This window comes from Nocardia sp. NPDC051756, from assembly GCF_040681495.1.
Lineage (GTDB): Bacteria > Actinomycetota > Actinomycetes > Mycobacteriales > Mycobacteriaceae > Nocardia.
Map to the genome: position 1 here is coordinate 996022 of NZ_JBFAYV010000003.1, position 26125 is coordinate 1022146.

The 26125-nt window shown below is 69.0% G+C and carries 24 protein-coding genes; 11 read left to right on the forward strand and 13 right to left on the reverse strand.

Annotation, left to right across the window (positions count from 1 at the left end; all coding sequences use genetic code 11):
• Window positions 1-38 precede the first annotated feature (38 nt).
• The 3 genes from AB0M22_RS16145 to AB0M22_RS16155 all read left to right on the forward strand — a co-directional run bounded on the left by AB0M22_RS16145 (window position 39) and on the right by AB0M22_RS16155 (window position 1691).
• The gene (locus tag AB0M22_RS16145) at window positions 39-380 is read left to right on the forward strand and encodes a YbaB/EbfC family nucleoid-associated protein (RefSeq protein ID WP_150400722.1); all 342 of its coding nucleotides are present in this window, start codon (window positions 39-41) and stop codon (window positions 378-380) included.
• Between the two features lie 20 nt (window positions 381-400).
• Window positions 401-1009 carry a recombination mediator RecR gene (recR, locus tag AB0M22_RS16150; RefSeq protein WP_150400723.1) on the forward strand — a complete coding sequence of 203 codons (609 nt, stop codon included), beginning with the start codon at window positions 401-403 and terminating at the stop codon, window positions 1007-1009.
• 64 nt (window positions 1010-1073) lie between these two features.
• Entirely contained in the window at window positions 1074-1691 is a 618-nt protein-coding gene (locus AB0M22_RS16155; protein ID WP_364726437.1) for a LysE family translocator, read from the forward strand.
• A gap of 1 nt (window position 1692) precedes the next feature.
• Here AB0M22_RS16155 and AB0M22_RS16160 read toward each other — a convergent pair whose 3' ends face one another.
• Window positions 1693-2337, reverse strand: a complete 645-nt coding sequence (locus AB0M22_RS16160) for a hypothetical protein (protein ID WP_364726440.1) — start codon at window positions 2335-2337, stop codon at window positions 1693-1695.
• 25 nt (window positions 2338-2362) lie between these two features.
• Window positions 2363-2569 carry a hypothetical protein gene (locus tag AB0M22_RS16165; protein WP_364726443.1) on the reverse strand — a complete coding sequence of 69 codons (207 nt, stop codon included), beginning with the start codon at window positions 2567-2569 and terminating at the stop codon, window positions 2363-2365.
• A 175-nt stretch (window positions 2570-2744) separates the two neighbouring features.
• Between AB0M22_RS16165 and AB0M22_RS16170 the strand changes: the two genes are divergently transcribed.
• From AB0M22_RS16170 to AB0M22_RS16195, 6 genes are all read left to right on the forward strand, one after another.
• Complete coding sequence (locus AB0M22_RS16170) at window positions 2745-6137, forward strand: transglutaminase family protein (protein WP_364726446.1); 3393 nt, start codon at window positions 2745-2747, stop codon at window positions 6135-6137.
• A gap of 38 nt (window positions 6138-6175) precedes the next feature.
• On the forward strand, window positions 6176-9079 hold the full coding sequence (locus tag AB0M22_RS16175) for a circularly permuted type 2 ATP-grasp protein (RefSeq protein ID WP_364726983.1): 2904 nt from the start codon (window positions 6176-6178) through the stop codon (window positions 9077-9079).
• Window positions 9076-9990: a transglutaminase family protein gene (locus AB0M22_RS16180; RefSeq protein WP_364726449.1), complete on the forward strand. Its 915-nt coding sequence runs from the start codon at window positions 9076-9078 to the stop codon at window positions 9988-9990. Before AB0M22_RS16175 ends, AB0M22_RS16180 begins: the two co-directional genes overlap by 4 nt.
• 5 nt (window positions 9991-9995) lie before the next feature.
• Complete coding sequence (locus AB0M22_RS16185; protein WP_364726452.1) at window positions 9996-11069, forward strand: putative zinc-binding metallopeptidase; 1074 nt, start codon at window positions 9996-9998, stop codon at window positions 11067-11069.
• A gap of 69 nt (window positions 11070-11138) precedes the next feature.
• Entirely contained in the window at window positions 11139-11396 is a 258-nt protein-coding gene (locus AB0M22_RS16190) for a type II toxin-antitoxin system prevent-host-death family antitoxin (protein WP_364726456.1), read from the forward strand.
• Window positions 11393-11767, forward strand: coding sequence for a type II toxin-antitoxin system VapC family toxin (locus AB0M22_RS16195; protein WP_364726459.1), 375 nt, complete (start codon window positions 11393-11395; stop codon window positions 11765-11767). Before AB0M22_RS16190 ends, AB0M22_RS16195 begins: the two co-directional genes overlap by 4 nt.
• 7 nt (window positions 11768-11774) lie before the next feature.
• Here the strand turns inward: AB0M22_RS16195 and AB0M22_RS16200 are convergent, their stop codons facing one another.
• The 10 genes from AB0M22_RS16200 to AB0M22_RS16245 form a co-directional block, all read right to left on the reverse strand.
• Window positions 11775-12551 carry an ABC transporter ATP-binding protein gene (locus AB0M22_RS16200; protein WP_364726462.1) on the reverse strand — a complete coding sequence of 259 codons (777 nt, stop codon included), beginning with the start codon at window positions 12549-12551 and terminating at the stop codon, window positions 11775-11777.
• Window positions 12548-13615: an ABC transporter substrate-binding protein gene (locus AB0M22_RS16205; RefSeq protein WP_364726464.1), complete on the reverse strand. Its 1068-nt coding sequence runs from the start codon at window positions 13613-13615 to the stop codon at window positions 12548-12550. Before AB0M22_RS16205 ends, AB0M22_RS16200 begins: the two co-directional genes overlap by 4 nt.
• Window positions 13612-14499 carry an ABC transporter permease gene (locus AB0M22_RS16210; protein ID WP_364726467.1) on the reverse strand — a complete coding sequence of 296 codons (888 nt, stop codon included), beginning with the start codon at window positions 14497-14499 and terminating at the stop codon, window positions 13612-13614. The genes AB0M22_RS16205 and AB0M22_RS16210 overlap by 4 nt, the downstream gene beginning before the upstream one ends.
• A 147-nt stretch (window positions 14500-14646) precedes the next feature.
• Complete coding sequence (locus tag AB0M22_RS16215; protein WP_364726470.1) at window positions 14647-15090, reverse strand: hypothetical protein; 444 nt, start codon at window positions 15088-15090, stop codon at window positions 14647-14649.
• A 65-nt stretch (window positions 15091-15155) separates the two neighbouring features.
• Window positions 15156-15857 carry a DUF2637 domain-containing protein gene (locus tag AB0M22_RS16220; RefSeq protein WP_364726473.1) on the reverse strand — a complete coding sequence of 234 codons (702 nt, stop codon included), beginning with the start codon at window positions 15855-15857 and terminating at the stop codon, window positions 15156-15158.
• Window positions 15858-15939: 82 nt separating this feature from the next.
• Complete coding sequence (locus AB0M22_RS16225; protein WP_364726476.1) at window positions 15940-16650, reverse strand: glutamine amidotransferase; 711 nt, start codon at window positions 16648-16650, stop codon at window positions 15940-15942.
• The gene (locus AB0M22_RS16230; RefSeq protein WP_364726479.1) at window positions 16647-17882 is read right to left on the reverse strand and encodes a MurT ligase domain-containing protein; all 1236 of its coding nucleotides are present in this window, start codon (window positions 17880-17882) and stop codon (window positions 16647-16649) included. Before AB0M22_RS16230 ends, AB0M22_RS16225 begins: the two co-directional genes overlap by 4 nt.
• A 69-nt stretch (window positions 17883-17951) precedes the next feature.
• Complete coding sequence (locus tag AB0M22_RS16235) at window positions 17952-18587, reverse strand: pyridoxamine 5'-phosphate oxidase family protein (RefSeq protein WP_364726482.1); 636 nt, start codon at window positions 18585-18587, stop codon at window positions 17952-17954.
• 50 nt (window positions 18588-18637) lie between these two features.
• Window positions 18638-20413 (reverse strand): FAD-dependent oxidoreductase, encoded by a 1776-nt coding sequence (locus AB0M22_RS16240; protein ID WP_364726485.1) that lies wholly within the window; start codon window positions 20411-20413, stop codon window positions 18638-18640.
• Window positions 20414-20680: 267 nt separating this feature from the next.
• Window positions 20681-21628 (reverse strand): EamA family transporter, encoded by a 948-nt coding sequence (locus AB0M22_RS16245; RefSeq protein WP_364726488.1) that lies wholly within the window; start codon window positions 21626-21628, stop codon window positions 20681-20683.
• A 144-nt stretch (window positions 21629-21772) separates the two neighbouring features.
• Between AB0M22_RS16245 and AB0M22_RS16250 the strand changes: the two genes are divergently transcribed.
• Both AB0M22_RS16250 and AB0M22_RS16255 read left to right on the forward strand, forming a co-directional pair.
• Window positions 21773-22702: a LysR family transcriptional regulator gene (locus tag AB0M22_RS16250; RefSeq protein WP_364726491.1), complete on the forward strand. Its 930-nt coding sequence runs from the start codon at window positions 21773-21775 to the stop codon at window positions 22700-22702.
• A 253-nt stretch (window positions 22703-22955) separates the two neighbouring features.
• Window positions 22956-24215 carry a KasA/KasB family beta-ketoacyl-ACP synthase gene (locus AB0M22_RS16255; protein ID WP_364726494.1) on the forward strand — a complete coding sequence of 420 codons (1260 nt, stop codon included), beginning with the start codon at window positions 22956-22958 and terminating at the stop codon, window positions 24213-24215.
• Between the two features lie 60 nt (window positions 24216-24275).
• On the opposite strand, the gene AB0M22_RS16260 is transcribed toward AB0M22_RS16255, so the two are convergent.
• The gene (locus AB0M22_RS16260) at window positions 24276-25916 is read right to left on the reverse strand and encodes an AAA family ATPase (RefSeq protein ID WP_364726496.1); all 1641 of its coding nucleotides are present in this window, start codon (window positions 25914-25916) and stop codon (window positions 24276-24278) included.
• Window positions 25917-26125 lie beyond the last annotated feature (209 nt).

The window sequence follows — 26125 nt, forward strand, 5'->3', positions numbered from 1 at the left end:
GGCTGATCAGTGACACTTTCCCCAGAGAGGAATATGCCGTGCAGCCCGGTGGTCAGTTCGACATGCAGCAGTTACTCGCCCAAGCGCAGCAGATGCAACAGGCGGTGATGGAAGCACAGGCCGAGATCTCCGCCGCGGAGGTCGACGGCCAGGCCGGTGGCGGGCTGGTCAAGGTCACCGTCAAGGCCTCCGGCGAGGTCGTCGCGCTGACCATCGATCCAAGGGCGGTCGACCCGGAAGACGTGGACACGTTGCAGGACTTGGTGATCGGCGCGGTCAACGACGCGATGGCGAACGCGCAGCAGCTGGCGGCCGAGCGGCTCGGCCCGCTCTCGGGTGGGCTCGGCGGCGGTTCGCTGCCCGGGCTGCCGGGCTTCTGAGAGCCACGGGGACATAGCCGTTGTACGAGGGTCCGGTTCAGGATCTGATCGACGAGCTGGGCAAGCTGCCCGGCGTCGGTCCGAAGAGCGCACAGCGCATCGCATTCCACCTGTTGCAGGTGGAGCCGCCGGAGATCGACCGGTTGCAGGCGGCCTTGCAGAAGGTGCGCGACGGCGTGCAGTTCTGCGTGGTCTGCGGCACCGTCTCCGACGGCGAGAAGTGCCGCATCTGCGCCGACGCGCGCCGCGATCGCACGATGATCTGCGTGGTCGAGGAGCCCAAGGACGTGCAGGCGATCGAGCGCACCCGTGAGTTCCGTGGTCGCTACCACGTGCTCGGCGGCGCGCTCGACCCGTTGAGCGGCGTCGGGCCGGACCAATTGCGGATCCGGGAGTTGTTGGCGCGCATCGGAAATCAGGAGGACGGCATCGATGTCACCGAGGTGATCATCGCGACCGACCCGAACACCGAGGGCGAGGCGACGGCCACCTACCTGGTGCGGATGCTGCGCGATTTCCCCGGCCTGAGCGTGACCAGGCTGGCGTCCGGTCTGCCCATGGGCGGCGATCTGGAATTCGCGGACGAGCTGACGCTGGGCCGCGCGCTGTCCGGCCGGCGCGCGCTCTAGCCGCTTTTCCAGCCCCGAATCTACGGGGGTTGCGGCGCGCCGGGCACGAGTTACTGTGTCGGGGATGAGCATCGAATTCCTGCTGACCACGCTCGTCATCTGCGTCACGCCGGGCACCGGCGCGCTGTTCACCCTGGCGGCGGGGCTCTCCAGGGGTACGAAGGCCAGCGTGATCGCGGCCTTCGGCTGCACCATCGGGACCGTGCCGCACCTGGTCGCGGCGATGACCGGGCTGGCCGCGCTGCTCAACGCGAGCGCGGTCGCGTTCCAGACGTTGAAGTACCTGGGCGTCGCGTACCTGATCTACATGGCGTGGAGCACGTTCCGGGACAAGGGCGCGCTCACCGTGCCGGAGCAGCCGGATCAGGGCGCGCAGTCGGTGCGCAAGGTGGTCACCTCGGCGGTGCTGCTCAACCTGCTCAATCCGAAGCTGACCATCTTCGCCTTCGCGTTCCTGCCGCAGTTCGTGCCGAACGGCTCACCGAATGCGTTGGCGCGCATGCTCGAACTGAGCGTGGTCTTCATGCTCACCACGTTCGTGGTGTTCGCGATCTACGGGGTGTGCGCGGCGGCGCTGCGCAACCACGTCATCTCCCGGCCGGTCGTGGTGACCTGGATGCGCCGGGTGTTCGGCGTCTCCTTCATCGCGCTGGCCGGGCGGCTGGCCGTGCAGAACCAGTGAGTCAGAGTTCGACGCGCGACCACGGCAGGGTCTGCATCCGGGTGCGGTCGTCGGTGGCCCAGTCCCAGATCACCGCGGACACCGTCGGCGCGTCCAGCACCGTGGTGCCGAAGTGCTTGTCCGGGGAGCCATCTCGGTATTCGAGGGTGAACGCGCCGGTCTTCTCCCGGTAGGTCTGCATGTAGATCTGCTCGTCGCGTTCCACCACCAGATACGGATTCGGCGGGGCCAGCTCGGAAACCCACTGATCGGCAAGGGTTTTGGTGAGGTAGGGGAACTCGCCCGCGCCGCCGTGGGTGACCGTGGCCGGCACGTGCCCGGCCGGGTCGATCAGCCAGGCCAGCTGCGGGTCGTAGACCGCGTAGTCCAGCGGCGTCGCGATCGCGAACAGCAGCTGGCGGACGAAGCCGATCGCGTCGTACGGGCAGGGCACCTGCAATGCCGCGCCGGTGGGCGCGCCGCCGACCGGGTGCACGCTGAGGAAGCTGTCGTCCTCGGGGACCTCCGCGTTGGCCTTGTTCAGTTCGGCCGCGATCTGCGCGACCAGGCCCGCCTCGGGGAGTCCCTGCTGAGTGCCGAGGTAAGCGTCGACCTCGGCGATCGATGACGCGACACCGGACGGCAGCAAGACGTGGTCATAGCTCACCCGGACAGGGTACGTACGCGGCCGTTCAGGCCAGGCGACGGGCCGTGTGGGGCTCGGCACAGGCGCAGCCGCCGGCCAGGTCGGCACAGTCGACGACGAACGTGTGCCGCACGTAGTCGAGGTCTACGCAGTCGTTCTCGGTGCACTCGGTGAGCCTGGTCGAGTGGACGATCAGGGTGCCGTGGCAGTGGTCGACGGCGGACTCGCAGGACGAACAATCCGGCGCACGCATGCGTCCTCCAGACGTGATCGGTTCGTTATCTTCGTGTTTACCACTCCCACGCCGCCCGCCGCGGGAGGTCGGCGGCGTGTGTTGGACCTCGGCCGGCGTTTCCGCAGTTCCAGCGCCTGGTGACGGCTGCGCGATTGTGTCTCACGCCGCGTCCGGCATGTGGTGAACTTGCTGCATGGGCATCAAGGTGTCGCTCGAGCACCGGACCATTTACACCTTCGACCGGCCGGTCGAGGTACACCCGCACGTGGTGCGGTTGCGCCCGGCGCCGCACTCGCGCACCAAGATCGATGCCTATTCCCTGCGGGTGACCCCGGCCGCGCATTTCTGCAACTGGCAGCAGGACGCGTTCGGCAATTTCCTTGCGCGACTGGTGTTTCCGGAGCCGGCCCGGGAGCTGTCGATCACCGTCGGGCTGATCGCCGACCTCGAGGTGGTCAACCCGTTCGACTTCTTCATCGAGGATTCGGCCGAGCATTACCCGTTCGGCTACAGCGCGGAACTGCTCGCGGACCTGGAGCCGTATCTGCGGCCGGTGGACGAAGCGGGGCCGGGTTCCGGGCCGGGCGAGCTGGTCAAGGACTGGGTGCGCGCGCACGACGTCACGGATCGGCCGCGCACCATCGACTTCCTGGTCGACCTCAATCACGCGCTGCGCCACGACGTCGGCTACACGATCCGGATGGAAGCCGGGGTGCAGACGCCCGACCACACGCTGCGCGGCGCGCTCGGATCGTGCCGGGATTCGGCCTGGTTGCTGGTGTCGATCCTGCGTGAACTCGGTCTGGCGGCGCGGTTCGTGTCCGGGTATCTGGTGCAGCTGGCGCAGGACGTGCCGTCGCTGGACGGGCCGTCGGGGCCGCAGGCCGACTTCACCGACCTGCATGCGTGGACCGAGGTGTATCTGCCCGGCGCTGGCTGGGTCGGGCTCGATCCCACGTCGGGGTTGTTCGCGGGGGAGGGCCATATTCCGCTGGCGGCGACGCCGCATCCGGTGTCCGCCGCGCCGATCACCGGGGCGACCGGGCTGACCGGCGCCACCATGGAGTTCGCCAATACCGTCCGGCGATTTCACGAAGATCCTCGGGTTACCTTGCCCTACACCGGATCTCAGTGGGAGCGGATTACCGCGGCGGGCGCCGCGGTCGATGCGCGGATGGCCGCCGAAGACGTGGGTTTGACGGTCGGCGGCGAACCTACCTTCGTGTCCATCGACGACCAGACCGGGGCGGAATGGACCATCGAGGCGGATGGCGCGCACAAGCGGGAACGTGCGGTCGATCTCGCCGATAGGTTGCGCCGGATCTACGCGCCGACCGGGTTGGTGCAGTATCGGCAGGGGAAGTGGTATCCGGGAGAACCGTTGCCGCGCTGGGAGATCGCGGTCGCGTGGCGCGACGATGCCGAGCCGGCGTGGACGCGGCAGGATCTGCTCGCCGACCCGTGGAGTTCGGCGGTGGGGCACGACCCGGATTCCGCCGCCGCACGGGACCTGATCGCGCATGTTGCGGCGAGCCTGGGTCTGCCGGACGATCAGGTCCGCCCGGCCTACGAGGATCCGCTGCTCCGGCTGGCCGGGAAAGTCCGTGCCCCAGAAGGGGATCCGGTCGACCCGATCGACGATCTCGACCCCGATACGGATTCGGCCCAGGCACGCAAAGAACTGCTCGCCCGCCTGGACGCCGAAGTCACTGAACCCACCGCCTACGTACTGTCGCTGTATCGCCGCGACGACGGCTCCGGTTGGGCGAGCGCGGACTGGCGACTACGCCGTGGCGCATCGGCCGAGCAGCCCGCCGGTCGAATCGTGTTGACGGAGGGCGATTCTCCGGCCGGGCTGCGGCTGCCGCTCGACTCCGTCTCCTGGCACACCCCGCCGCAACGCCCGGACCGCGATCCGCTGTTCGCCGAGCCGTTGCTGGTCGACCGCACCGAGGAACCCGCGGTCGTCGAACCCGCCGACTGGGAACCGACGACCGCGTTGGTCGGGGAAGTCCGCAACGGACGACTGCACGTATTCCTGCCGCCCATCGCCGAACTCGACGACTTCCTCGACCTGGTGCGCCGAATCGAAGACGCCGCAGCGGCATTCGATCGCCCCGTGGTTTTGGAGGGCTACGCGCCCCCGGTAGACGCTCGCCTGCACACCTTCTCGGTAACCCCAGACCCGGGCGTGATCGAGGTCAACGTGCAGCCGACCGTCTCGTTCGCCGAGCAGTCCGAGCTGCTGTCCACCCTGTACGAGCAGGCGCGGCTGGCCCGGTTGAGCACCGAATCGTTCGATGTCGACGGCACGCACAGCGGCACCGGCGGCGGCAACCACATCACGCTCGGCGGCGCCACGCCCGCGCGTTCGCCGCTGCTGCGCCGCCCCGACCTGCTGGTCTCCATGCTGACCTACTGGCAGCGGCATCCGTCGCTGTCCTATCTGTTCGCCGGTCGTTTCGTCGGACCGACCTCGCAGGCCCCGCGGGTGGACGAGGGCCGCGAGGAGACCCTCTACGAACTGGAGATCGCGTTCGCCGAGATCGCGCGCTTGGCCAAGCCGAGTCAGGTTGCGCAGGTGGCGGATTCGGCCGCGCGCTCGGTGGGCTCGGCGCCGTGGCACATCGATCGCGCGCTGCGTCATCTGCTCACCGACCTGACCGGCAACACCCATCGCGCCGAGTTCTGCGTCGACAAGCTCTACAGTCCCGAAACCGCTAGGGGCAGGCTCGGATTGGTGGAGCTGCGCGGCTTCGAGATGCCGCCGCACTTCCAGCTGGCGATGGTGCAGTCGCTGCTGGTGCGCGGCCTGGTCGCGCGCTTCTGGTCGGAACCGTTGCGGGCGCCGCTGATTCGGCACGGCGCGAATCTGCACGGACGATATCTGCTGCCGCACTTCGTGGTTGCCGATATCGCCGAGGTCGCCGCCGACCTGCGCGCGCACGGCATCGACTTCGACGCGGGCTGGCTCGACCCGTTCACCGAGTTCCGCTTTCCGCGCATCGGCACGGTCATGCTCGGTGACATCGAGATCGAGTTGCGCGGCGCCATCGAACCGTGGAACACCCTCGGCGAGCAGACCACCACGGCGGGCACCGCCCGCTACGTCGACTCGTCGGTGGAGCGTCTCCAGGTGCGGGTGGTCGGCGCGGATCGCGGCCGCACGGTGCTGACCTGCAACGGCATGCCGGTCCCGCTGTTGGCCACGGACCAGGCCGACGTGCAGGTCGCGGGCGTGCGGTACCGGGCATGGCAGCCGCCGAACTCGCTGCATCCGTCGATCACCGTCGACGTGCCGCTGGTGTTCGACCTGATCGACACGGACACCGGCCTGTCCCGCGGCGGCTGCACCTATCACGTGGCGCACCCGGGTGGCATGGCCTACGACGAGCCTCCGGTCAACGCGGTGGCGGCGCAATCGCGGCGCAACCGGCGCTTCGAGGCGGCCGGACACACCACGGCACGGGTCGATCCGGGGGAGTTACGTGCGAAAATGGCGGCACAGTCCATGGACAGCGGTGTGCAGGGCATCCTCGATCTGCGCCGGGCGCGGACCGTGTGGGGATCGGTCGGCGACCGTTAGGCACCTCTGGCAGCGGAAGTGAGGTCGGCGCGGTGACGATGCGCGAAGACGCACTGCGGGAGACGACGGCGGTGCCCGGCGTGCGCGAGCAGGTGGCCGAGCAGTTCGCGCGCTACCGGACCGGCGGCGTCGAGATCGCCCCCTACGACGAATGCGGCACGCCCACCGACGGCTACTACGACGAGTTGGTCGACGCGGGCGGCAAGGTACGCCGGATGTGGTCGGAGCTGTCCGCCGATTTCGTCGAGCTCGGCACCGCCGGACTCGGCCGGCTCGACAGCCGGGTGCGCCGGCTGATCGAGGACGACGGCATCACCTACACCGAGGTCACCGGCGCGAGCGAGCAGGCGGTGACCACGCCGTGGCGGCTCGATCCGATCCCGCTGCTGATCTCCGCGGACGACTGGACCCGGCTGGAGGCCGGTCTGGTGCAGCGTTCGCGGGTGCTCGACGAGGTGCTCACCGATGTCTACGGCCCGCGCCGCACGCTCACCAGCGGGTTGCTGCCGCCCGAGGTGATCTTCGGCTATCGCGGTTATGTCCGTGCGGCGCATGGCATTACGGTGCCGGGCCGGCATCAGCTGTTCCTGCACGGTTGCGATATCAGCCGGTGGAGCGACGGCCAGTTCCGGGTGACCGCCGATTGGGCGCAGGCGCCGTCCGGCGCGGGATACGCGCTGGCCGATCGGCGGGTGGTGTCCACGGCGATCCCGGAGGCGTTCGAGCATTCCAATCCGCGCCCGCTCACCCCGTTCGCCCGGGCCATGCGGTTGATGCTGATCGAGTCGGCGCAGGAGGGCGAGGCCGACGATCCGTTCGTCGTGGTGCTGAGCCCCGGCGTGCACTCCGAGACCGCGTTCGATCAGGCCAATCTCGCGTCCATGCTCGGCTTCCCACTGGTGGAGAGCGCGGACCTGGTGGTGCGCGACGCCGCGCTGTGGATGCGCTCGCTCGGCACGCTGCGCCGGGTCGACGTGGTGCTGCGCCGGGTGGATGCCGAGTTCTCCGATCCGCTCGATCTGCGGCCGGATTCGCGGCTCGGCGTGGTCGGGCTGGTGGAGGTCTTGCGCAGGGGCGCGGTGACCGTGGTGAACACCCTGGGCAGTGGGCTGCTGGAGAATCCGGCGTTGACCGGATTCTTGCCGCGGCTCTCGCGCGCGCTGCTCGGGGAGGATCTGCTGCTGGAGAGCGCGCCGACCTATTGGGGCGGTGACGAGAAGGAACGCGCGCACCTGACGAAGAACCTGCACCGGTTGATCATTCGGTCCGCGGTCGACGGCGCCACGCTCTTCGGACCCGAATTGTCGATCCGGCAGCGTGCCGATCTGCGCGCCCGGATCGAGCAGAGCGGCTGGCAGTGGGTCGGGCAGGAACCCGCGCAGTTCTCGGTCGCGCCCGCGGTCGAAGGCTACGGCGGGCTGACTCCGGCGCCGGTCGGCATGCGGTTGTTCTCGATGGCCCGGCGCAGCGGGTATACCGCGATGGCGGGTGGGCTCGGGCAGTTGCATCAGCGCACGGTGCCCGATCGCGCGGTGATCAAGGTTGCGGCCAAAGACATTTGGGTCCGGGCCGCGCCGACGGCGGTGCCCGCGGTCGGCACCGAGGCGCCGCACGAGGAACGCGAACGGCGGGCGGCTCCGGTCGTCGCGGCCATCAGTTCGCCGCGTGTGCTCAACGATCTGTTCTGGATGGGGCGCTACAGCGAGCGGGCCGAGGCCGCGGCCCGGTTGCTCATCGCCACGCATGCGCGTTATCAGGACTACCGCTACCGGCCGTGGCTGGAGGGTGCCGACGCGGTGCCGGTCTTGATGGCGGCATTGGGCCGGACCACCGCAACCGTCGCTCCGGCCGCGGTGTTGTTCGGGGTCGACGACGCTGATGCTGCTGCGGCAGAGCAGGATTCCACGCAGGCGGGTTCGAGTCAGCAGCAGTCGATGGGCGAACCGCCGACTTCGGTGGCGGCCGAGTTCGACTCCGATATGGCGGGTGTCGAGGACACGGACTCGGGTATTGCCGAGGAAATGAACGTGACCATCCGACCAGGCGTGCTGCACCGGGCGATGGCCGCTGCCGCGAGCGCGGCGGAGGAACAGGGCCTCGCGCCGCCCGGACCGGTGTGGACGCCCGCGGTCGCCGGTGCCTCGCGCGAGGGCTACGAATACTTGGCGGCGTTGACCATTGATCGCGACCTGCCCGGCTCCCTGGCCTTCGCGATCGATCGCTATGAGAACGCCGCCCGCGCCGTGCGCGATCAGCTGTCCGCCGATACCTGGATGATCCTGAGCGCCGTGGACCGCGCGCTCGCGGAGTACCGGGGCACGCACGGAGACCAGGAAACCGCGCTGTCGGCGGTGCATTCGCTGACCTTGGCGGCGTTGCTGTCGCTGTCCGGCATCGGCGCCGAATCGCTGGTGCGCGACTCCGGTTGGTACGTCATGGATATCGGCAAGCGCATCGAGCGCGGACTGGCCCTGACCGCGCTGATGTCGGCGGCGTTGACCCAGACCTATCCGAACGAGGCCGAGCGGGTGGTCACCGAGTCGGTGCTGCGCGCCACCGAGTCTCAGGTGAGTTACCGTCGGCGGCACGGAGATTCGGTGCGCATCTCCGCCGTCGCCGGCCTGCTGCTCTTCGACACCGCCAATCCGCGTTCGCTCGCCTACCAGCTCGATCGCCTCGACTCCGACCTGCAAGCGCTGCCCGGCGCCTCCGGATCGTCTCGGCCGCAACGCTTGCTGGCCGACGCGCAACGGATGCTGCGCCGGGTCGACCCGGACGATCTCGACGTCACCGACGACGAAGGCAGGCGAACCGAACTGCTCGAGCTGCTCGAGGGTGTACACCTGCGGCTGCGCAAGCTGTCCGAGTCGTTCGAGACCTCGAAACTGTCGCTGCCCGCGGGCTTCCAGCCGCTGTGGGGCAGCACGCGGGTGGTCGGATGAGCGGCCGCAACGGTGCGGCCCGGCGCTATCGGGTAGCCCACCGCACCACGTACCGCTACTCCGACGAGGTCACCAGCTCCTACGGACGCGCGTACCTCACGCCGCGCGAATTCCCTGGGCAGCGGCTGCTTTCGCACGACATCTCGATCGATCCGGTGCCCTCGGATCAATCGGTCGGCCCGGATGTGTACGGCAACACCACGTCCTACTTCCACGTCACCGCCGAACATCGGACCCTGGTCGTCACCGGCGAATCCCTGGTCGAGGTCGACCGTCCCGATCACGCCGCGAACGGACCGGCGGCCCAGCCGTGGGAGCAGGCCCGCCCGAGGAGCGCGACCGGCCCGCTCGCCGTGGAGTTCACCCTCGACCTGCAACCACCCGAGATCACCCCCGAGGTCCGGGCGTACGCGGCCGAGTCGCTGACCCCCGGCCGCCCGCTCATCGACGCGGTGGCCGAACTCAACACCCGCATCCACACCGACTTCACCTACAAGTCCGGCTCGACCACCGTCTCCACCAAGGTCGCCGACGTGTTCGCCGCCCGAGCGGGCGTCTGCCAGGATTTCGCCCGAATCGGCGTGGCCTGCTTGCGATCCCACGGCCTGGCCGCCCGCTACGTGTCCGGTTACCTGGCCACCGACCCGCCGCCCGGCAAGGAACGCATGGTCGGCGCCGACGCCACGCACGCGTGGTCGGCGGTGTGGGTGCCGGACGCCGACGAGCACGACCGCACCGGCCACTGGATCGACTTCGACCCCACCAACGATCAATTCGGCGACGAGCGCTACGTCACCGTCGCCTGGGGCCGGGATTACGCCGACGTGCCGCCGCTGCGCGGCATCATCTATACCGACGCCAAGCAGAGCACAATTACCGTCTCGGTCGATGTCTCTCCGGTGGAGGTGTAACCCGCGTGCGTGATTTCGGCTGCCCCAACTGCGGTCAGCAGTTGGCTTTCGAGAACTCGGTGTGCCTGTCCTGTTCCAGCCCACTGGGTTTCAGCCTCGCCGACCTCGCCCTGGTGGTGATCGGTGCGCCGCCCGGCTCGCCGAGCGAGACGATGACCGGTGTCGTGGATGCCAGCCGGTTCCGGCTCTGCGACAACCTCCATGTGGCGCAATGCAATTGGCTCGTCGCGGTGCCCGAACCGGCTGCGCCCCCGGACGGCAACGGGAATCCGGCGCCCAACGGCACACCGGTGCTGTGCGAATCCTGCCGGCTCACCCGGACCCGTCCCAATGACCTCGACCCCGCGGGCCTCGCCGCCTTCGCCGAAGCCGAAGCGGCCAAGCGCAGGCTGATCGTCGAGCTGACCGAACTCGGCCTGCCCATCGTCGGCCGCGACCAGGGCCCGGACCGTGGCCTCGCCTTCGACCTGCTCACCAGCGCCAGCGGCAAGGTGATCACCGGCCACAAGAACGGCGTGATCACCCTCGACCTGGCCGAGGCCAACGACCCGCACCGCGAACAGCTGCGCATCGAGATGGACGAGCCCTACCGCACCCTGCTCGGCCACTTCCGCCACGAGATCGGCCACTACTACTACATGATCCTGGTCGCCACCGACGAAGCCGCACAGCGCTTCCGCGCCCTTTTCGGCGACCCCGACGCGGACTATCAAGCGGCACTGAACCGCCACTACTCCGACGGCGTCCCCGCGGGCTGGGAGTCCGCCTACGTCTCCTCCTATGCCACCATGCACGCCTCCGAGGACTGGGCCGAGACCTTCGCCCACTACCTGCACATCCGCGACACCCTGGACACCGCCGCCGCCTTCGGCATCGCCCCCGCCGGCGCCTCGCTCGACCGTCCCCAGGTCGGCCGGGCCGGCTTCGACAAGATCATCGACCTCTGGCTCCCGCTCGCCTGGTCGCTCAACATGGTCAACCGCTCCATGGGCCACCCCGACCTCTACCCCTTCGTCTTGCCCGATCCCGTGCTCGACAAGATGCGCCTGGTCCACGACCTCTGCGCTACCCCCCGCTGACCAGGGGTATTCGGAGAAGGTAGTGCGATCGACTGCGGTGGACTAACCTCTTAGCTAAGGAGGTGGGTCATGGCGAGCGAAGCGGCCGGGCAGTTCAACATCCACGAGGCGAAGACGAACCTGTCGCGCATCATCGAGCGGGTCGAGCGCGGCGAGGAGATCGTCATCAGTCGCGCCGGTCAGCCGGTGGCCAAGGTGGTCCCGTTGAGTCGCAACGCGAACCGGGGCGGTCGCGGCACGCTGAGCGGGCGGCTGGTCCTCACCCCCGACTGGGACTCCGACGAGACCAACGCCCAGATCGCCGGCGACTTCGGGATGGTTCCGTGAGGCTGCTGCTCGACACCCACGTGGTGCTGTGGTGGTTGACCGACGATCCGACGCTCTCCGACGAACTGAAGGAACGGATCACCGACGATCCGAACATCCTGGTGAGCGCGGCAACGATCTGGGAGGTCGCCATCAAGCAGGCCCTCGGCAAGTTGCGCGGGCCGGTCGGCCTGGCGGACTACATCGGAAACGGCGGGTTCATCCCGCTACCGATCGGCCTCGACCACGCGGCCGCGGCCGGTCGGTTGCCGCTGATCCATCGGGACCCGTTCGATCGAATGCTGGTGGCGCAGGCGCAATACGAGGATCTGACGCTGGTCACCCGCGACCCATGGTGCCAGCGGTACGACGTTGCCGTTCTCCCGGTGTGAGCCTGCCTCAGGCGTGGGCGGCGTAGATGTGGGCGGAGACCTCGTCGCGCAGATGGAGGAAATCGGGGTGGGCGCGGAGCGCGGCGAAGGTGGGGTCCGCGAGCGCGGATTTGAACGTGGTCGGCTCGTCGTAGATCACGCGGCCGGGGCGGGTGCCCATGACCAGGACCCGGGTGCCCAGGAGTAGGGCCTCGTCGATGCTGTGGGTGACGAAGAAGACCGTCTTCTTCCGGTCGCGCCAGAGGGTTTGCAGTTCGCCCTGGAGATTTTCCCGCGTCAGGGCGTCCAGGGCGCCGAAAGGTTCGTCCATCAGGATGATCTGCGGATCGTTGACCAGGACGCGGGCTATCTGCGCGCGTTGCTGCTGGCCGCCGGAGAGCTCATACGGGCGGCGGTTGCCGAGATGGTCGAGGCCGACGAGGGCGAGCATGCGGTCGGCCTCGGTGGTGCGCTGATTGCGCGGTACGCCACGGACTTTGGGGCCGAACTCGACGTTCTGCCGGACGGACAGCCAGGGATAGAGATTGGGCTGTTGGAAGACGACGCCGCGATCAGGATCGGGCCCGGTGATCGGGCGGCCGCCGACCTGAACGCTGCCTTCGGTCGGCTCGAGGAAGCCGGCCAGCAGGTTCAGCAAGGTCGACTTGCCGCAACCGGACGGGCCTACGACACACACGAATTCGCCGCTGTCGATGGTCAGGTCGGTCGGCGCGAGCACCTGCGCCGGGCCGTCGTCACCGGGGTAGCTCTTGCTCACCCCGGTGAGCCGGACCAGCTCGGTCACGAGCTCGCACCCTTGGCCGCGTTGCCGTAAATGCCGGTGCGGTAGGCGGATTCGTCGCCGACCGCGGCGATTCCGCCCTGGCTCAACAGGAATTCGGCCGTCTGGTGCAGATCGGCGCCGAAACCGCCGCCCAGGTACTTGGCGTCGGCCTGCTCGGCCGCACCGAGGTAGGTGTATCCGGCCAGCTGCGGCCCGACCAGCTTCGGCTCGATGCCGAGCTGCGCGCCGATCGAGACGGCCGCCTCCTCGGGCTTGGTCCGCAACTGCGTCACCGCGTAGTCCTGCACCTTCGCCCACACCACCGCGAATCGCGCGTTCTCGTCGAGGAACTTCTTGCTCGCGACGGCCAGATCGAAGGTCGGCGCGCCCGCGGCGGCGGTGTCGGCGCTGGAGGTGATGATGTGGCCGCCGGACTCGGCGAGCTTCGACAGGGTCGGATCCCACACCCAGGCCGCGTCGATCTGGCCGCCGTTCCAGGCGCCGGGAATCGCGTCGGGCGCCATGTTGATCAACTGCACGTCGGCGGTCAGGCCGGCCTTGCCGAGCGCGGCGAGCAGGCTGTAATGCGCGGTGCTGCCGAACGGTGTGGCGATGCGCTTGCCGCGTAACCCGGCCAGCGAGGTGATCGAGTTGTCTTTGGCGATCAGCGATTCCGACTTGCCGATCACGTCGTGGATCCACAGCACCCGCACCGGCAGGTTCAGCGGCGCGGACAGCGCCTTGGTCGCCGGACTCGACCCCATGGTGCCGATGTCGAGGCTGCCCGCGCCGAACGCCTGGACCACGTCGGCGCCCGAGGAGAACTGGCTCCAGGTGACTTTCGCGTTCGGCAGGCAGGCGGCGAGCAACCCACGATCCTTCACCAGCAGGTCCGCATTGGGGATGGCTTGGTAACCGATCCGCGCCGTCGCGGTCACGCTGGGATCCGCCGCGAACGGGCAGGTCGCCTGCGCCCCCGCGGCTCCGGTGTCGCCGCGACCGGATTCGACGCACCCTGCGGTCGTCGCGACCACGGCGGCGACGGCCAGACCGGCGGTGACCGCCCGGCGGACTGCGGATTTCATACCTTGCCTTTCCACGGAACTGCTTTGGCACCAAGGAATTTGATGACCGAGTCGAGCACGAGTGCGGCGCAGCCGATCACGATGATGCAGGCGATGGTCAGCGGCGTATTCAGCTGCGTGCCCGCGATATACGCGAGGCCGCCGATGCCGGGGATGCCGTTGTTCAGCTCGGCGGCGACCACAGTGGTCCAGGCGAACGCGGTGGCGATCCGGATGCCGCCGATCACCTCGGGCAGCGTCGCGGGCAACACCACCCGCGAAATCACCTGGGCGCGACCGGCGCCCAGCGAGCGGGCGGCATGGAGATAGTCCTGCTTGACCCCGGTGACGCCGCTCAGTGTCGCGACGGCGATCGGCGGGAACGCGGCCAGGAACAGCAACCAGATCTTGGACATGTCGCCGATGCCGAACCAGACGATCAGCAGGCCGATATAGCCGAGCGGCGGCAGCGACCGCAGGAAGTTCAGGATCGGCTCGGTGACCAGCCGCACCGGGGTGAGCATGCCCATTACGAACCCGATCAGCGGGCCGGCCACGATCGCGAGGCCGACCCCGGCGGCGATCCGCTGCAGGCTGGCCAGCAGGTGCTCCCACAGATAATAGTTCTGCTCACCGATCACCGTGCGATCCACGCCCGCGGCGATCTGGTGGCGAGAGTTGGCGCGCACGAACGCATCCCAGACCGCGTGCGGCGACGGCAGGTACAGCGGATCGACCAGCCCGGCGGCGGTGACCACGGTCCACACCCCGAGCACGAGCACCAGCGCGCCGATGCGGGTCAGCGCCGGACCGAGCAGCCGACGATAGTTGCGCCGGCGGCGCGGCACGACGGTAGGCGCGTCCGCGCCCACCGTCGGCGCGTCCGGCGTGGTGACGGCGGTCATGCGGCGCTCGGTGACAATCCGCGCCGATGCGGGCCCACGTCGGACACGGCACTCTCCTCAAAACTCGGCAAACCTCGACGCTATCCGCGCGGCGGGGCCGGAGGGGAGAGTTAGAAACGCCGTGAACCTAATTGGTCGCGGGGTCGATCACCCTATTCCGTTGACGCTGCCGTTCATCCCGTTCATCGCGACGTGCTCGCTGATGTTGCCCGCCAACCACTGGTTCTGCGCCAATGTCTCGAAAACACAGATGAGCAACAGTTTCCGGCTGCGCCGGCTGACCGAGTACTCGAGATCCGGCGCGGTTTCCGGACCGCGCAGCGCGCTGCTGATGCCTTTACGCAGGTTCGGTTCGGACAGCAGCCAGAACAATTCCGGCCCGATCAACACCGATTGCCCGCCGGTTTCGTGGAACCAGCGCCCGGCGAATTCGATCAACAGGTCGGTGAACGCGTCCCCGCTTTCCACCGACTCGGTGAGTTGGCTCAGCGCACCCGAGCGGTCCACACTGCTCTGGATCACCGAGGCGAGCCTGCTCGCTACTTCACGGAACTGATCGACGTCCTGGTCCTGCCAGACTGTGAGAGACATGCGTTTTCTCCATCGAAGTAGTCGAGCGTGGGTGAGTTACTAACTACCTGGACGTCGCCGCGGGATTATCGGTGGTTGACCAGCTTTCGGCCCTCGGCGTCGAAGGTGTTGAAGCGCATCGGGGTATTCGGCCCTGCCGCGAACGGGACGGCGGCGGCGGGCTTCGCGTGCTCGTGCCCGTTGGCCTGTGGATGCCCATTGAGCTGCGGTGACGTCACCATCTCCGGCACCTCCTCGGCCACGGCGAGTTGCTCGGCTTCGGGGACGAAGCTCAATTCCGCCGGTCGCGCAGCGGTGCTGCGGCCAAGCAGAATCAACGTCAGGTGCACCGCGAACAACAGGGTCAGCGGCATTCCGGCGTAGATGATCAACGACACCGGGCCGCCGCCGATCTCGCGCGCGTATTCGATATTCCCGGCCACCGAAACCAGCGTCGAAATGACGAAAAGCCCGGTCGCATACCACCAACCGGCACTGCGTTTCGGGAATGACGCGGTGGCCACGATGGAACCGACGACCAGGCCGTCGATCGCGATCGGCACATTGGACGCGAGATCGGCCTCGACCAGGTTACGCACGGCTAGGTGGTGCAGTGCGGCAAAAGACATCTCGAATGCCTTGAGCGCGACAACCGAGGAAACGATCAGCGACAGATACAACGGACGCGGCCGTAGGATGCTGCGCCAGCGGGTCCAAATGGGTGGACGGCGTGGCATTACCGGTTGCGCCATTGATTCGGCAGGCAACCCCGGCGTGATCGTCGTCATAGCGGGGAGCGTAGCGCGTCGATAGCTCAGCGCCCCGGAGCCTATCGGCCGAGTCGCGTTTATGGATTGACGGGGTTAGTTCCTAGGCGCGCAAACGTTCACGGCGCAGTTGCTCGACCTCCGGCATCGGCAGCGGCGCCAATTCGGTGACGCCGAGCGCCCGCATGAGCAGCAGGTCGGCCAGTTCCGGATTGCGGGCCAGCGCGGGACCGTGCATGTAGGTGCCGATCACCGAACCCTGCACCACGCCCTCGAGGCCGTCGCCGACCCCGTTGCCGATGCCGCGGGTGACCTTGGCCAGCCCGGTCGCGTCGCCGCCGAGTTTGGTGCCGCCCCGGTGGTTTTCGAAGCCGGTCAGCGCCGCGCTGAGCCCGGACAGCAGGGGCGCGGTGGTCACCTCGCCGATCGCCCGCTTGGGCTGCGGCGAGGTGGTCACATCGATCATGCCGACGCCGTCCACCCGCTCGCCCGAGGACGTCTCGTACCACTGGCCGAGCACCTGGATGGCGGCGCAGATGGCCAGCACCGGAGTGCCGTTCGCGGCCGCCTGCTGCAGGCCGGGGTAGCGCTGCAGATGCCGGGTGGCCAGTCGCTGCGCCGAATCCTCCGCGCCGCCAAGGGTATAGATGTCGAGGGAGTCGGGAACCGGGTCGGCCAGGGTGATTTCGACGACCTCGGCGTCGTAGCCGCGCAGCCGCAACCGCTGCCGCAGCACCAGCGCGTTGCCGCCGTCGCCGTAGGTGCCCATCACATCGGGCAGCACCAGGCCGATGCGCACGGTCGATTCACTCATGACTTTGCCTCGAGGTCGCGGTTGAGATCCCGGAATGCGGTGTAGTTTGCCAGCACCTCGACGTGCCCCGCCGGGCAGGAGGCGATGGCGCGCAACGGATTCGGCACCGTGGTGTGCTCGACCCCCGCGTAGGTGAGGCGCACGGCCAGGTCGGTGGCGCGCTCGCCGGAGGCGACCACCTGGACGCCCTCGAAGTGCTCGAACCGCACGTCCCACAGCCAGGACAAGTCCTCGCCGTCGGGCACCTGCCCGTTCACCGCGATCACCAGGCCGGCCGAGCCCGGCTCGATCATGGACAACGCTTCCTGCCAGCCCGCCGGGTTCTTCGCCAGCAGCAGCCGGGCGGCGTGCTCGCCGACCTGCACCGTCCGGTAGCGGCCGGCGATCTCGCGCACCGTGCCGGTCGCGGTGACCGCGGCCGCCGGATCGGCGCCGAGCGCGATCGCCGCGGCGACCGCCTGCGCGGCATTGCCGCGGTTGGCCCGGCCGGGCAGGGCCAGTTTCAGCGGGAACCGCTGGGCGTCGGGACCGACCAGGTCGTCCCCGTCGAGCCACCAATTCGGTTCGGGCCGTTCGAAATCCGCGCCCGTGCTGCGCCAGTGCTTACCCTCCCAGAGGATGGGCTCGCCGCTGCGCGGGCAGCTGGTCGCGTCCATCGACCAGCCGCTGCCCGCGGCCACCCACACCACGTTCGGGTGGTCGTAGGCGATCGAGGTGACCAGCACGTCGTCGCAGTTGGCGATCACCACGGTGTCGGGGTGACGGGCCAGGCCGGCCCGCAGCTTGCGCTCGATCATGTTGATCTCGCCGACCCGGTCCAGCTGATCGCGGCTCAGATTGAGCAGCACGACCGCGGCGGGGTCGAGCGCGTCGGTGACGTGCGGCAGGTGCAGCTCGTCCACCTCGATCGCGGCCAGCTCGACGCCGCGATGGGCGCTGAGCGCGGCCACGATGCCCGCGTCCATGTTGGCGCCGTCGGCCTGGGTGGCGACCTCGCCGAGCGTGCTGAGCGCGGCGGTGGTCATCCTGGTCGTGGTCGACTTGCCGTTGGTGCCGGTGATCAGCACCGTGCGCCGGCCGCGGCCGAGCTGGTCCATGATCGTCTTGTCGATCTGCAGCGCGATGAGCCCGCCGATCATCGATCCCTTGCCGCGTCCCGCCTTCTGCGAGGCCCACGACGCTGCCGCCGCGGCCCGCAGTGCGATTCGCCCACGCACCGAAATGTCTGCCACGCCGCGAGTCTATGTTCGACCCGGGTTACCGGCGCGGCCCGGGCCGGTGGCGTTGCCCACCCGGTGCGGCTAGCCCTGGTACAGCTTGCTGTTGTAGTTGGCGGGGGCGTAGTGCCGTTCGAGTTCTTCGAGCGATTCGGTGGTGTCGGTCTGGACCTCTTTGACCAGGTGCGGCCAGGACGGCAGGCCGTCGTCAGGCCACTGCTCGGGCTGCCACAGATGGCTGCGCAGGAACGCCTTCGCGCAGTGGAAATAGATCTGCTCGATGTCGACCTCGACGGCGAGGATCGGGCGGTGGCCGCGCACCACCATCTCGTCGAAGTAGGGGGCGTCGCGCACGAGGCGGGCGCGTCCGTTGATCCGCAGGGTCTGGCTGCGGCCAGGGATGACGAACAGCAGGCCGATGTGCGGGTTGGCCAGGATGTTGAAGTAGCCGTCCGCGCGCCGGTTGCCGGGACGCTCGGGAATCGCGAGGGTCCGGTCGTCGAGCACCCGGACGAAGCCCGCCGGATCGCCCTTCGGCGACGCGTCGCAGTTGCCCTGCGCATCGCTGGTGCTCATGACCAGGAACGGCGTCGCGGCGATCCAGTCGCGATCCCGGGGATGCAGCGTGACCCGCTCCTTGTTCGCGGCGCGGGATCCCACCTCGCCGAGCAGATTTCGCAGTTCGACGGGGTCGGTGAGCTGTTCGGTGGACTCGCGCATACCCGATTCAAGCATCCGGATCGCGGTGGGCCGCCGGGAGATCGATCACATCAGATCTGCACGTCGAACAGGTTGGGCTGGCCGGCTGCGTAGCGGTCGGCGTCCATCCGGCGCAGTGGTTCGAGTTCGGTCGCGCGGTAGAGCGTGTACATCCGGCAGCGTTCGGCGTTCGAGCCCGACACGTCGAGCAGCGCGTTCACCGCCGCCCTGGCCGATTCGTTCGCGCCCTCCATGGTGGCCAGGTCGACATTGGTGCGGACGTAATCGCCTGCCAGGAACAGGTTTTCGAGCGCGCCGTGCGGTTCCGGCCGGAACTCCCACGAGCCGGCGGTATTGATCAGCAGCGGGTCGGCGTTGGCGTTGCGGTGCGGACCCTCCTGCCAGGTGATGCCGGGGTCGAGGTGCCAGGAGTGCAGGTCGGCCTCGCGCAGCACGTCGCCGCGGTCGTTGAGGTGCGCCGCGATCTGCGCCCAGACCTCGCGGGCGATCTCGTCGTGGGTGCACTCCTTGGCGGGCTTGCCGTACAGCATGCCCGGGGTGTTCCAGTCGGAGATGTCGACGGACAGGCAGTCCTGCACGGAGCCGTCGCCGAAGTCGGTGAATTTGCGCGCCCACACCTGGTTCTGATTGATCGAGGTGAGTGCCCATGGCGCGTCGATGTAGGCGGTGTGGCCGCGGGAGATATCGGCGGGCCTGCGCAGATAGAACTGCAGGCCGTTCATCCAGTCGGAGAAGAGCCGGTCCATCGCGGCCAATTCGGGGCGCACCGCGAGCACGTCCGGCGACCACAGGGCGCGCGCCTGTTCGGCGGGCACGGCGACCACGAAGTAGTCGGCCTCGATGCTGCGTTGCGCGCCGGAGCTGTCCACGATGCGGGCCGCGGTGATCCGGCCGTCGCGCACGTCGAGCCCGCGCACCTCGGCGCCGAGTTCGAAGCGCACGCCCAGCTCGCGCATCCGGTGCAGCCACGGCTCGATCCACACGGCGTTGGTGGGTCCGTTCAGCACTCGATCGAGGCCGCCGTCGTTGCCGATCTCGGCCGGATTGCCGAGGAACTGTTCGCCCATGTTGCCGATGGTGCGGACGCTGGCCACGTCCTCCTTCGCGGCGACCATGATGCTGGTCAGCGTGCGGGAGAGCAGCGCGCGGAATTCGTGCGAGCGGGCGTTGCCGCCGACGTAGTCGCGCCAGGAGGTGTGTTCCCACTGGCCGAGACGGCGGGCATCGCAGCTGCTGTTGAACACGAGCAGGCGGTTGGCGAAGTAGAGGCCTTCGTTGACCGGCATGTGCAGCGTGGTCGAGATGGTGGCGCCGAGGGTCTCGCGGAAGCTGTCCGGGGTGAACCCGGTGCGGGCGCGTGGGCCGAGCGGCAGCCGGAAGTCGTCGCCGTCGCGCCGGGCGAAGCGGGCCTCGGGCACCGCCACCAGATTGTTCCACACGCCATTCGGGTTGCCCGCGAACGGAATTCGGCGCATGGTGTCCGGCACGTGTTGATAGAAGCCGGGGAAGAAACGGAAGCCGTGCTCGCCGGGTAGCTCCGGCCGGCCGGCCGATCCGGTGCCGGGCACCGGCACGCTGCGCGCCTTGCCGCCCCACGCGCGGCGCTCGAAAATCGTTACCTGGAAGCCGCGTTCGATCAGTTCGTGTGCCGCGGTCAAGCCCGCGACGCCACCGCCGAGTACCGCGACCCGCCTGCCGCTCGGATCTGCCGCGGCAGGCCCGGATCTCAGCGTTCCGGCCGTCAGCGCCCCCGCTGTCGCTACCCCCGCCACAGCCGTTCCGCGAAGCAATGTTCTCCGCGATACGGTCCACCGATTGTCTGCCATGCGCCGCTCTGTGCCTAGCCTCGGGACCTTTGTTACATGTTGTCACTACTGTAAAGCGGCAGGTCCGCACCGGCGTACCCGCCCTGTGCCTGGTCCGAGGTGAAGGCTGATTCGGTCGGCGGATGTGAGCATAGCGATATCCGGGATCGGATAGGCAAACCTGTGACGACAGTTTCCCGAACCCGTTGGTACACATAAATATCCGCGCCGCCTGCCGTCCCGCTCGATGGACCGGGCGGGACGGGTGGCGGCGTCGCTCGCGCGGGGTCAGGCCTTGACGAGTTCCGGGGTGCCCGCCGCCGCGTCGAGTTCCGCGGCCTGCGCCGGATCGACCTTCGGGCGCTTGCCCGTGGTCGCGGCGAACGCGCCCGCGATGACGATCACGCCGCCGATCAGCGACAGCGGCGTCGGGGTCTCGTCCAGGAACGCCCAGGCGGCGGCGATGCCGACGACCGGAACCAGCAGCGTGAACGGCGCCACGACGCCCGCGGGGTAGCGGCTCATCAGGTACGTCCACATGCCGCTGCCGACGACCGTGGCGAGTATCGCGGTGTAGGCCACCGCGGCCAGCGCGGGCCAGCCCGCCGCGGAGAAGGAATCGACGACCGCGTGCAGGCCGGTGGTCGGGCCCTCGGTCGCGGCGGACAGCACGAACATCGGCAGCGGCGGAACCACGGCGATCCACAGCGTCAGGTGCATGGTGTCGAGGCCGGGGGATTCGACGGTGGCCTGCCGCGCGCCGATATTGCCGAAGGCCCAGCCGAGCCCGGCGGCCAGGGTCAGCAGCACCGGCAGCAGCGAGGCGTGCTCGAGCCGGTCCCAGCCGATCACCGCCATACCCGCCATCGCCACCACGATCCCGGCGACCTGCACCGGCCGGATCCGCTCGCGCAGGAACAGCGCGCCGAGCAGCACGGTGAACGGCGCGGAGGACTGCAACACCAGCGAGGCCAGCCCGGTCGGCATGCCCGCGCGCATCGCGGTGAACAGGAAGGCGAACTGGAGAATGCCGAAACCGGTGCCGTACAACAGGAGCCAGCGCAGCCGGACCTTCGGGCGCGGGACGAACAGCAGCACCGGAACCGCGATGACCGCGAAGCGCAGCGCGGCGAAGAAGAACGGCGGGAAGTGGTCGAGCCCCGCGCGCAGCGCGAGGAAGTTCAGTCCCCAGAGCAGGACGACGGTCAGTCCGAGCAGGCGATCACGAGCGGTCATGCGATCAATCGTGCGCGGGCCTAACCATCAGAACAATCGAATTAATGTGGACTATTGATGTAGTTTTGCTTCATGATCGAAGCGGGTCGTCCGGCGGGTCCTTCACCTGGGAAAACCGTGGTTGACCAGCCGGTTGGGCCGCCGATGTCGATCGAGCGGCTCCGGGTGCTGCGCGAATTCGCCGATCGCGGCACCATCGCCGCCGTGGCCGCCGCGCTCTCGATGACCCCGTCCGCCGTGTCGCAGCAGCTCAAGGTGCTGGCCAAGGAGGCTGGCGTAGCGCTGCTCGAACCCGACGGCCGCCGCGTCCGCCTGACCGATGCGGGCCGGGCGCTGGTGGTGCGCGCGGACGAGGTGCTCGCCGCGATGGATCGCGCGGTCGCGGAGATGGCCAACTATCGCGGTTCGCCGCGCGGCCGGGTGCGGGTCGCGCTGTTCCCCTCGGCCGGCTCGCTGCTGCTGCCGCTGGTGCTGTCCGCGCTGGCGGGCAGCGGCGTCGAGCTCGTCGCGAGTGACGTGGACCTGCCGCCGTCCGAAGTCACCCGGCTGCTGGCCGATTTCGACGTGGTACTCACCCACCGCGACGAGCGCGCGGCGCCGATCGCCGACCCGCGGATCGCCGTCCGCCTGCTCATGCGCGAACCCATCGATGTCGTGGTGGCGCCGTTCCATCGGCTGGCCGGCCACGCCTCGGTGATCCCAGGGGAACTGGCCGACGAGACCTGGCTGAGCGTGCGCGGCGGCTACCCGATCGACGACGTGCTCCGCTCGATCGCCACCCAGACCGGTGTGCAGCCGCGAATAGCGCAGCGGCTGAACGACTTCCGGGTCATCGAGGCGTTGGTCATCAGTGGGTACGGGGTCTCGTTGATGCCGCGCTACTCGGTGTCGCACCCGGACCTGTCGCTGCTGCGCCTCACCGGAGTCCGGGCGGCCCGCATGTTCGAGCTGGCCACCCGGCCCCGGGCCGAGCGGAGCCCGGCGATCGCCGCGGTCCTGGCGGCCTTCCACGATGCCGCGGCGAGTGTGGTCGCGGAGTCCGGACCTCGGTCTACGGCGCAGCGGGAGAAGTGATTTCGGCGTCGCGCCGAGTTGTTCGCTTTCCACAGCCGGCCGCGCGCTGATCGGGATAGTGTGACACGAAGGCACTGGTACGGGAGTCGAGGGGGGAGCCTAAGCGGCCGACTGTTGTTGCGTCGTTGGCACATTCCCACAATTCCTGGACGTGTCCTGTGAGAGTTCCGCACATGTCGCCGCCCGGTTCGGCCAAATAGATTGCTGGACAGGCTTTCCGCGGTGCGGCTCGACGAAAGGACACGCGACGGCAATGCGTGATATCACCCAGTTCTCTACGCGCAACGGGGGATTCCGAAGCGTGGTGGTGACCGCGGTGGAGGTCTCCTCCGCGCTCGGCGCGGACGCGGAGTCCACCTGGAAGGGGTTGCTGGCGGGGGAGAGCGGTGTGCGGGTGCTCGACGATCCGGAGGTCGAGAGCAGGCAGTTGCCGATCAATATCGGCGCGCCGTTCAAGAGCGATCCGACCGCCGAGCTCGATCGGATCAAGAAGCGGCGCATGTCCTATGTCCAGCAGGTGGCCTATGTGATGGGCAAACGGATCTGGGACACGCTCGGCGCGCCGGAGGTGGACCAGGACCGGCTCGGCATCTCGATCGGGACCGGGGTCGGCGGCGCGGAGGTGATCGTCGACTCGAACGACATCCTGCGGGACAGGGGCTATCGCAAGGTCTCGCCGTTCGCCATCCCGATGGCCATGCCGAACGGGCCCGCCGCGGTGCTCGGACTCGAACTGGGCGCGCGGGCGAGCGTAGTCACGCCGGTGTCGGCGTGCTCGTCGGGTTGTGAGTCGCTGGTGCACGCGTGGCGGTCGATCATCCTCGGCGAGGCCGACATCATCGTCGCGGGTGGCGTCGAGGGGCGGATCAATGCCCTTGCGCTGGCAGGCTTTACGAATATGCGCGCGCTCAGTTCGCGGGTCGGGGAACCGGAACGCGCGTCGCGTCCGTTCGATCGTGATCGGGACGGTTTCGTCTTCGGTGAGTCCGCGGCGTTGCTCGTGCTGGAGTCCGAGGAGCACGCGCTGGCGCGTGGCGCCCGGCCGCTGGCCCGGTTGCTCGGGGCGGGGCTGACGGCGGACGGCTACCACTTGGTCGCGCCGGATCCGGAGGGGCGCGGTAATGCTCGGGCGATGCGGCGCGCGTTGGAGACCGCGGGTGTCGCCGGCGCGGAGGTCGACCACGTCAACGCGCACGCCACCGGAACGCCGTTCGGAGATCTGGCCGAGGCCAAGGGAATCGAGGCCGCGATCGGCAAGCATCCGGCGGTCTACGGACCCAAATCCGCGCTCGGCCATTCGGTCGGCGCAGTCGGTGCGCTGGAGGCGGCGATCTCGGTGCTGAGCCTGCGCGACGGCGTGATCCCGCCGACGCTGAACCTGGACAACCAGGACGCCGACATCACCCTCGACATCGTCAGCGGCACTGCGCGATACACCGACGTCCAGTACGTGATGAACAATTCGTATGGCTTCGGCGGCCACAACGCGGCCGTCCTGTTCGGTAAGTACTAGTCCACCGAAACATCGCAGCCCGGCGCGAGATGCGCCGGGCTGCAACGATTTTCGACTGTTCTAGTGGCCCATCGGGCCGGGGTGGTGGTACTGCTGCGCGCCGACGTAACCGAAGTCGTCGGCGACCATCGCGGCCAGTTCCAGCAGCGCCCGCCGGGTCGGCTTGCTGACCAGTTCCAGATCGATCTCCGCGCCCTCGGCGAGGTGATCGTCGAACGGCACCACCTGAACCGCGCGGGTGCGGTCGAGGAAGAGCTTGCGCAGCTGGTCGAGGTCGACCGTGGACGCGCCGCGCCGGGAGGCGTTGACCACCACGACGGTGCGCTCGACGAGCTTGCCGTAGCCGTGGTGATCGAGCCAGTCCAGCGTGGCCGAGGCGCTGCGCGCGCCGTCGATCGCGGGCGAGGTGACCAGGACGAGCGAGCTGGCCATGTCCAGCACGCCGGCCATGGCCGAGTGCATCAGGCCGGTGCCGCAGTCGGTCAGGATGATGTTGTAGAACGACTGCAGGATGCCGATCGCCTTGCGGTAGTCGGCCTCGCTGAACGCCTCCGAGACGGCCGGATCCTGTTCGCTGGCAAGCACTTCCAGTCGGCTCGGTGCCTGCGAGGTGTGCGCCCGCACGTCCGAGTACCGGCTGATGTGCTGGTCTTCGAGCAGGTTGCGCACGGTGGAGCGGGTCTGGCGCGGCACCCGATGGGCGAGCGTGCCGAGGTCCGGGTTGGCGTCGATCGCGATGACCCGGTCACCGCGCAGCGACGCGAACGTCGAGCCGAGGCCGACCGTGGTGGTGGTCTTGCCGACGCCGCCCTTGAGCGACAGGATCGCGATCCGATAGTCGCCGCGCACCGGCTGATTCACCCGGTCGACCAGGTCGCGGTAGACGACGTCGGCCGCGGACTCGCCGGGGTTGAGCACGCCGCCGGTGGCCTTGTGCACCGCACGCCGCCAACCACTGCGCGGCGCGCGACGGGCGCGCTTGAGCAGGTTCAGGTCGTTGACCGAGTGCCCCGGCTGGCCCGGCGCGGGCACATGCTGCGGCTGGAACGGCTGCGACGGCTGGTGCGGGTTCGGTCCGCCCTGCCAGCTCGGCGGCGGCACCTGGCCCATCGGCGGTCCGGGCGGCTGCTGGCCCAGCTGCGCGGGCGGCGGCTGGTACGCCGGCGGAGGCGGCGGCTGGTGGGTCACCGGCGGGGGCGGCGGCGCCCAGCTGTAGATCGGTCCGGCCGGCTGATCGGGTTGCGGCGCAGCGGCTTCGGCGTGTTCCTGCGGCACCCGGCGGACCAGGCCGTCGGGGCCGATCTCCTGCCGGTACTCGCCGTAGCCCGGGTTCTGCGGCTCGGGCGCGATCTGATGGCTGCCGCTGTGCGCGGTCACCGGAGGGTACTGGCCGGTCTGATACGGCTCATATGCGCCAGTGGGCGCGAAGGCTCCGGCGTTCGGCGGCGCGTAGCCGCCGTACTGCTCGGCGGGGGCCGGCGGCGCGAAACCCTCGGGCGGGCCGTAGGACTGCGGCGGCATCGAGGCCTGCGGGTAGGACACCGTCTGATCGGTCGAGCCGCTGAAGTCGGGCTCGGCCGGTTCCTGCTCCGGCTTGTCCGGCGCTTCGGCTGTCTCGGACTCCGCCACTTCCACCTCGCCGGGCTGCTCGGCCGACGGGTCAGCGGCTTGCTCCGACTCGGTGCCATCGGCCGTGTCCACCGCTTGACTCTGCAGCCAGGGCGGTGAGGTCGGGTTGTGGTCGTTAGTTGTCACAGTTCCCCCATCTGCTCGGGACTACGAGCAGAGAGCTCGGCGCTTGAGTGCGAAACCAACGCTAGCACGGGGTTCGCGGGCTCGCGTCGCGGTAGGCGGCCTCGAGCCTTCGCTCTCGCAAGCGCTTTGTGCAGAGCGGACGCGCCCGGATGACA

Bases quoted from the DNA above. Each gene is read 5' to 3' on its own strand.
- AB0M22_RS16155 (WP_364726437.1), top strand. From the start codon at position 1,074: ATGAGCATCGAATTCCTGCTGACCACGCTCGTCATCTGCGTCACGCCG.
- AB0M22_RS16165 (WP_364726443.1), bottom strand. From the start codon at position 2,569: ATGCGTGCGCCGGATTGTTCGTCCTGCGAGTCCGCCGTCGACCACTGC.
- AB0M22_RS16170 (WP_364726446.1), top strand. From the start codon at position 2,745: ATGGGCATCAAGGTGTCGCTCGAGCACCGGACCATTTACACCTTCGAC.
- AB0M22_RS16175 (WP_364726983.1), top strand. From the start codon at position 6,176: ATGCGCGAAGACGCACTGCGGGAGACGACGGCGGTGCCCGGCGTGCGC.
- AB0M22_RS16180 (WP_364726449.1), top strand. From the start codon at position 9,076: ATGAGCGGCCGCAACGGTGCGGCCCGGCGCTATCGGGTAGCCCACCGC.
- AB0M22_RS16190 (WP_364726456.1), top strand. From the start codon at position 11,139: ATGGCGAGCGAAGCGGCCGGGCAGTTCAACATCCACGAGGCGAAGACG.
- AB0M22_RS16205 (WP_364726464.1), bottom strand. From the start codon at position 13,615: ATGAAATCCGCAGTCCGCCGGGCGGTCACCGCCGGTCTGGCCGTCGCC.
- AB0M22_RS16210 (WP_364726467.1), bottom strand. From the start codon at position 14,499: ATGACCGCCGTCACCACGCCGGACGCGCCGACGGTGGGCGCGGACGCG.
- AB0M22_RS16215 (WP_364726470.1), bottom strand. From the start codon at position 15,090: ATGTCTCTCACAGTCTGGCAGGACCAGGACGTCGATCAGTTCCGTGAA.
- AB0M22_RS16220 (WP_364726473.1), bottom strand. From the start codon at position 15,857: ATGACGACGATCACGCCGGGGTTGCCTGCCGAATCAATGGCGCAACCG.
- AB0M22_RS16225 (WP_364726476.1), bottom strand. From the start codon at position 16,650: ATGAGTGAATCGACCGTGCGCATCGGCCTGGTGCTGCCCGATGTGATG.
- AB0M22_RS16235 (WP_364726482.1), bottom strand. From the start codon at position 18,587: ATGCGCGAGTCCACCGAACAGCTCACCGACCCCGTCGAACTGCGAAAT.
- AB0M22_RS16240 (WP_364726485.1), bottom strand. From the start codon at position 20,413: ATGGCAGACAATCGGTGGACCGTATCGCGGAGAACATTGCTTCGCGGA.
- AB0M22_RS16245 (WP_364726488.1), bottom strand. From the start codon at position 21,628: ATGACCGCTCGTGATCGCCTGCTCGGACTGACCGTCGTCCTGCTCTGG.
- AB0M22_RS16250 (WP_364726491.1), top strand. From the start codon at position 21,773: ATGTCGATCGAGCGGCTCCGGGTGCTGCGCGAATTCGCCGATCGCGGC.
- AB0M22_RS16255 (WP_364726494.1), top strand. From the start codon at position 22,956: ATGCGTGATATCACCCAGTTCTCTACGCGCAACGGGGGATTCCGAAGC.